The following is a 6,057-nucleotide window of genomic DNA, read 5'->3' as shown; positions in this document are numbered from 1 at the left end:
AACTATCACAGTTTTAAGGCGAACTATCACAACTAATTTGACTTGTGATAGTTTTTATATAGTATGCGTTTAATATTTAGCCTTTAATAAAAATAATGAAATGGAAACTAGAAATCGCATTGTAAAAAAGAGCAATAAAATAATATCCGCTCGAATTAAAGGTTATACGTCCGTCCAAAAGAAAATTCTTAACTTGGCCATTACAGAGCTTAAAGAGGATACTCAGGAAAATGATGTAATAAGTTTTCAAGCTTCTGACGTACTAAAGGTAATAGGTTTAGGGAAAAAGAACCATGCAGAGCTTAGAAAGGCAACTTTAGGGATGATTAGAGGGGTTGAAATCCCAGAGCCTGACGGAACGATTATTCAAGTCCCGACCTTTAAAAAATTCACGTACCACAAGGGTGGTAAGATTGATATTCAATTCGGTGAGGATATTCTCCCGTATTTGGTGAGGGCGAAAACTGAATACACAAAATACTTTTTTGAAAACATCCAAAAATTTAAAGGTGATTACAGTAGCGATATATATGAGCTTTGTATTCAATATAAAAATACCAAGCAAGGTTACAGAGATATAAGTATTGACGAGTTGAGGCATAACCTAAGTATTCCTGACTCAAAATACAAATTGTTCGGGCATTTAAAATCAAGGGTTTTAGACCCTCAAATTCTTGAGATAAATAAAAAATCTGACATAAATGTCAGTCTGGAAACTATTAAAACGGGTAGAAAAATAACAGCGGTACGATTTTATTTTTCTTTTAAAAATAAAGAGCATCAAATTGAAGATGAGCAACCAACCCTACCACACGATTTTAAAGAATTAACTCCCGCTGGCCGTCAATTAGTTGATGACTATCAAATGTCACCAAACGTGGCTGTAGAGCTTCAAATTCTAGCAACTAGTGACGAGCATTTAATGTATGCAATGACTCAATACAATAAAAAATTAGATGCAAAATATAAGAAAGGTGAAAAGGTTGATAACCTCCCTCGATATAGTGAAACAGCTTTGCGTGAGCTAATTCCAACCATTCTCGTGAGCGGTGTAGTTGAGAAAGAAAAAATCAAAGCTAAAGAAAAACAAAGACAATCTGAAGAAAGGAAGAATAAAAAACTAGCTGAAGAAAAAGCCAGCGCAACAAAACAAGAGTTAAAACAGGCTTTCGACCTCTTTTGTAAAAGAGAGGATTTACTCGAGGTTTTACGTATGGCCAACTTGAAAGAGTTGCTAAAAACTGAGCTTTCAAGTGATTTTGAACTTCTTTTAGAGAGGGCCAACAAAGAGTCTGACAACTTTTATATGAAAGACTTTTGTAATTTAAATGCGAGTGAAGTTTATGAGGTTTTAACTCATGATGTGAAAAGTCTAAAACTCATGAGCAAGGTAAAAACTAGCCAATATATAAATATTACAAACCTACTAAAACAAGTTTTACAACCCTTGTTTTGAGTTGCTCCGATTGAAAAAATAAAAGTCCCTACAAAAGAAAAAGAACCGGCACTCAAAAGATTTTTTTGATTGATTTAAAACCACCTCGAGGTGGTTTTTTTGTTTGTTTTACCCCTCCCTTGCCCCGATTGTTTTTTTTGTGTTTTTTTGGTTGGTGGCACCGATTTGCCCGCCCTATTCTTATTTTTATATGGTGAGCGTTCGACTAAGAGGGAGAGTGACCAATGAGCGGAGCGAGTGGGCGGGCGACCTCGAGAGTGAGAACGGGAACGGGTGGTGGTTGGGTACCGAGCGGGGAATGAAATTGTGAGGAGTGAACGAAGTGAATGACGAGGAATTGAATGGATGGGGAGGTAGTTGAATACAAAAACAGTCTATAAGGTCAGATTTTTCGCACTATTAAGGGCAATCTAAGGTATTGACAAAATTACTATTGTAATTACGAACAAAATAATTATTGTAGTTACTACATTAGTAATTTTAAGCATAATCATGGAGGGGTTTTGAGGCTAAATGTAATGCTTGCGCGGTTGGCGCATGACCATTATGGGACTTGTGAAATTGGTGAAGCCTACGACTGTGTAGGCTTATATAATTTAATAGACAACCCGACCCCTATCCCTGAAATCAGTGAAGCAAGAAAACAAAAAGTTGCTTCTGTAATTGATGACATACAGCAACTCATTAGGAAGGAGGAAGACCCTCAAATAAGAGAAGGTTTAAACTTAGCTTTAAAAAAGGCGGAAAGTAAGAAGTACCCCTCTTATAGCGAGTTCCTCAATAAGTTCTCTCAGGAAAAAATTATCCCCCTTAAAAATAAAATATATGAGCTGACCGAGAATGAGCGCAGAGCTGAACAGCAAGCGCGAAAAGATAACCCCAATTACACATATACAGGCTATAGGCCATCGTATGGCCAAGGGCTTCAAGAGCTTCAAAAAGAGCTACAAGATCTGGAGATTTTTCAGAGTAAGTACAAGCCTGATCCTAAAGGCTATTTACAGTATCTTAAAAAGGAATTTTCAAGCTCGGCGCATGGGTTTTACCTTGGGTCAATAGAGACAAATATCTCTTTTAAATATCGTAAAAAACACACTTACGTTATGGCTCAAACAGGGAGCGGAAAAAGTGAGTTTTTAAAGGTGTTAGCTAACTATGACATTATCAACGAAAAAAGGGCGACAATCGTTATTGACCCGCACGGGGATATGGTTGAGCAAATAGCAAAAAACCAAGATTTTGCGCCCGAAGCTGAAATGGAAAAGCTTGTTTATATTGACCCAACAGCAAAAGAGGGATTTAGCCCCTCAATCAATCCGTTTGAAATAAAAGACCTCAGCGAAAAAAACATAGCAACAACAACCCAAGAGCTAAAAAGAGTATTAAAAGCACTCTTGCAAGGGGCTGGAGCTACACAGCAAATGGAAGCAATACTTAGCCCTTGCATTGCGGTTTTATTGAGAAAAAAAGACGGGTGCTTTGAGGATTTACAGCGTTTTATGGACGATAAAAACAACGCTGATTTACTCGAAATGGGAATGAACTCACCAAACCCTCAGCACGCCAATTTATTCAGAGATAAATTTCAATCTAAGGACTACGGAGCCACTAAACACGGGATTTATACCCGTATTCAAATTTTATTAAATGACCCCATTTTTACGAATTTAATCAGCAATAAAACCACGCTCGACCTAGAAAATTTAATTGAGCAAAAGAAAACTATTTTATTCAAACTATCTCTTGGTGAGGGTGGCTCTGAAAGTATGGAAGCGTTTGGCCGTTTCATTGTCGGTATGCTTAGAATTATCGCAATAGGACGCGCCAAGATAGACGAACACAAAAGAACGCCAACGCTTTTATATATCGATGAGTTTCAAAACTTTGTATCCGAAGACATCGAGAGCGCTCTCACACAGCTAAGAAAATACGGTTTACATTTGGTGCTAGCCCACCAATACGCGGGGCAAAAGATTGATACAGGCTTTCAAAAGGCCGTATTTGGCTCAGGTGTTAAGGTAATAGGAAAATGTGACGTAAAGAGCGCAAAGAGCGCAGGGGCTGAAATTGGTGTAGATTATGAGGAAATAAACAACCTAAAAGTAGGTGAGTTTTTTATAAAAAACCCCGAGTACCCAGCCGTAAAAATGCACGTCCCTATGTCAATGCTCAAACTCCAAAAAGCCATGCAAATGAGCAAGGAGGAATGGGAGCAAGTCAAGCAATACAGTATTGATACTTACCATGCGAAAATAGTTAAGAAAAAACCACGCATAAAAACATCTAGCCAAGCGAGCTACTACGCAAACAAAGAAGAAAGCGCAAGCGGAGCGAAGCTAAAAATAAAACCCCCTAAGTACAGTTTATAAATGAAAAACATCACAGAAAGACAACTTCAAATTTTAGAGCATTTGGCCGAATTTAAGTACCTCACAACCGACCAAGTTATGGGGCTTCTAGGTAATAGCGGGCGCCCTTATATACTGCAATTGCTTAACGGTTTAAGTGACGGAAAAAGACCACTGACCAGGTTTAAAGACCTGGGCTTTTATCCTGGCGCAGGACGTTTACCAAGAATGCACTTTTTAACCCCGTACGGGGTGAATTTTTTGGTGGAAAATTTAGATTTTGACCCCGATAAAGTCAAAGCACCAAAAGAGCGCACACCACTGTTTCAGCGTGATTTTTTCCACCGCGTTTTTACGATTGATTTTAATATTTTTGTACGTAAATTTTGCAAAAAAAACCAACTTAAAAAGGTCTTTTTTGATTACTATTTCGACCAAATAGGAAGCCAGCGCAACAGCACTGCAAAAGCTAAAAATGCGCTGACCGTCGGTGATTTTCAAATAATCCCTGACGGCATCGGGAAAATCACCGACGGCGAAAATGAAAAACTTTTCCTATTTGAACAACACAACGGAAACGACTCAAAGCGCGCAATAAAGCAAATATACAGCCATGTCGAAGCAATTGGCGAGGGGTTAGCCAGTGAAAAATACGACTACCCCAAAGGGGTGCGCGTATTTTACGTTTTTGAAAATGAAGCGTGCGCGCGCTCAGTAGCTAAAAGAATGCAAGAAGATAACAATTTGCGCGAACATAAAGAGTTTTTCTTGTTTTCAACTAATGATTTAATAAGAAAAAAATTTGATGATTGGTACACTTTTGACGGTGAAAAAAGGAGCTTTTTTTAATGAAAGATTTTTTTCTTGATTACGTTATTTTTGGTGGTGAATTCACACTATTAAGCGGACTTTGGAATACTCTTAGTTTTTCAGAAAACTCAAGCTGGGAAGTCATTTTTGCGGGTTTTTTAACTGGCTTTATATTCAAGAAATTTCATAAAAAAGAGTGGGGAAAAAGTATTGCTAATGTAGGCTTCTTAACTATCCCCGCGCTTATTATTTCCCTTTTGATTTTTGTGCTACCAAACAAGACCGAAGGCGACAAAAAATATTATTACAGCCTTGTTGATAGCGGAAAGAAAATGGACGCGGACTACAGACAATGGAGAGATAAAAACCCGCTAGGTGTTTTAAATCCAGAGTGGCAAAAAGAACGCGATTTACTGTCCAAAGAGCAAAAAAAAGAAAAGGAAAAAATAATAACAAAACTAACTAATCAAGCGTTTTTCTTTTTATTCTTGCTTTGGGGGTTTTTCTATAAAACATCGAGCCTAAAAGAGGGTTTATCTGATATAAAAAATGAAATTCAAACCTTGCTACGAGAGAAAAAAGAGAGAAAAGAGCGCGCCCAGCAAGAGGCGGAAAATGAAAAACTCAGAATGAAAAGGCTTGAAGAAAAAGCCATCAATCTTGAAATTGAAAAAGAACGAACAAAACAAGCGCAAGCAGAAAGTGCTGTAAAACTAAAAAAACTTGATGTTGAACGACCAGAAAAAGAAAAAAATCTCTCAAAAATAATTGATAAACTCGACGGTCTTTAGTTGCTTAAAAAACAAGCAAAATCAAAGTTTTATATTAAATATTACAAAAACACTTCAAAAATAAGTTATCAAAATCAAAAATAAAGCCCCTAGGATTAATCTAGAGGCTTTTTTATTGTTCACCCCTTACGATGTATCGTTTTAAAAAAAATCGCTTCACACAGGCGATTTTAGAGCCTTTTGAAAAATCGCGCGCGCCGAGGGTTTTTTCTAACTTTACTAAAACGCCAAAATTTCGATTTTAAGACCGTTCAAAATATGTACGGGTATCAATAGTCATAAATAACCAAAAAACTCTCCTACGGCTCAATTTTTGGGTGTTATGAACTCATTTCAAAACAGATTGATTGTTTAAAATTTCAAAAATAAAAAGTCAGTCAGTCCCTTAAATTTTCAATTTTTCACCATTCTTAAATTTTACATATATGTATCATTAGACTGACTGACTTATTTTAATAGTCTTTCTATAGTCTTTCCTTATTTAGTTATAAAAAAATGGCTTAAAATCAGGGTTTTACGAGGTTAACTATCACGATTTTAAGGCGAACTATCACGATTTTAAGGTCTAACTATCACGATTTTAAGGTCTAACTATCACAGTTTTAAGGCGAACTATCACAGTTTTAAGGCGAACTATCACAGTTTTAAGGCG

The 6,057-nt window shown here is 36.9% G+C and carries 4 protein-coding genes; all 4 read left to right on the top strand.

What is annotated here, in order from left to right:
* Positions 1-100: 100 nt before the first annotated feature.
* The 4 genes from ACGHEH_RS21340 (at position 101) to ACGHEH_RS21325 (ending at position 5,405) form a co-directional block, all read left to right on the top strand.
* Positions 101-1,456, top strand: coding sequence for a replication initiation protein (locus ACGHEH_RS21340; RefSeq protein WP_390449692.1), 1,356 nt, complete (start codon positions 101-103; stop codon positions 1,454-1,456).
* A 503-nt stretch (positions 1,457-1,959) separates the two neighbouring features.
* Entirely contained in the window at positions 1,960-3,825 is a 1,866-nt protein-coding gene (locus tag ACGHEH_RS21335; protein ID WP_390449689.1) for a type IV secretory system conjugative DNA transfer family protein, read from the top strand.
* Complete coding sequence (locus ACGHEH_RS21330; RefSeq protein ID WP_390449686.1) at positions 3,826-4,653, top strand: hypothetical protein; 828 nt, start codon at positions 3,826-3,828, stop codon at positions 4,651-4,653. It begins immediately after the preceding gene.
* Positions 4,653-5,405 carry a hypothetical protein gene (locus tag ACGHEH_RS21325; RefSeq protein ID WP_390449683.1) on the top strand — a complete coding sequence of 251 codons (753 nt, stop codon included), beginning with the start codon at positions 4,653-4,655 and terminating at the stop codon, positions 5,403-5,405. Before ACGHEH_RS21330 ends, ACGHEH_RS21325 begins: the two co-directional genes overlap by 1 nt.
* Positions 5,406-6,057: the final 652 nt, after the last annotated feature.

Source organism: Pseudoalteromonas sp. MTN2-4 (assembly GCF_042848605.1).
GTDB lineage: Bacteria > Pseudomonadota > Gammaproteobacteria > Enterobacterales > Alteromonadaceae > Pseudoalteromonas.
Note: the sequence above shows the minus strand (reverse complement) of the source record. Positions and strands in the feature narration are given on the sequence as shown.

What these genes read in the sequence shown, in the direction of transcription:
- ACGHEH_RS21340 (WP_390449692.1), top strand. Translation starts at nt 101, where the DNA reads ATGGAAACTAGAAATCGCATTGTAAAAAAGAGCAATAAAATAATATCC.
- ACGHEH_RS21330 (WP_390449686.1), top strand. Translation starts at nt 3,826, where the DNA reads ATGAAAAACATCACAGAAAGACAACTTCAAATTTTAGAGCATTTGGCC.
- ACGHEH_RS21325 (WP_390449683.1), top strand. Translation starts at nt 4,653, where the DNA reads ATGAAAGATTTTTTTCTTGATTACGTTATTTTTGGTGGTGAATTCACA.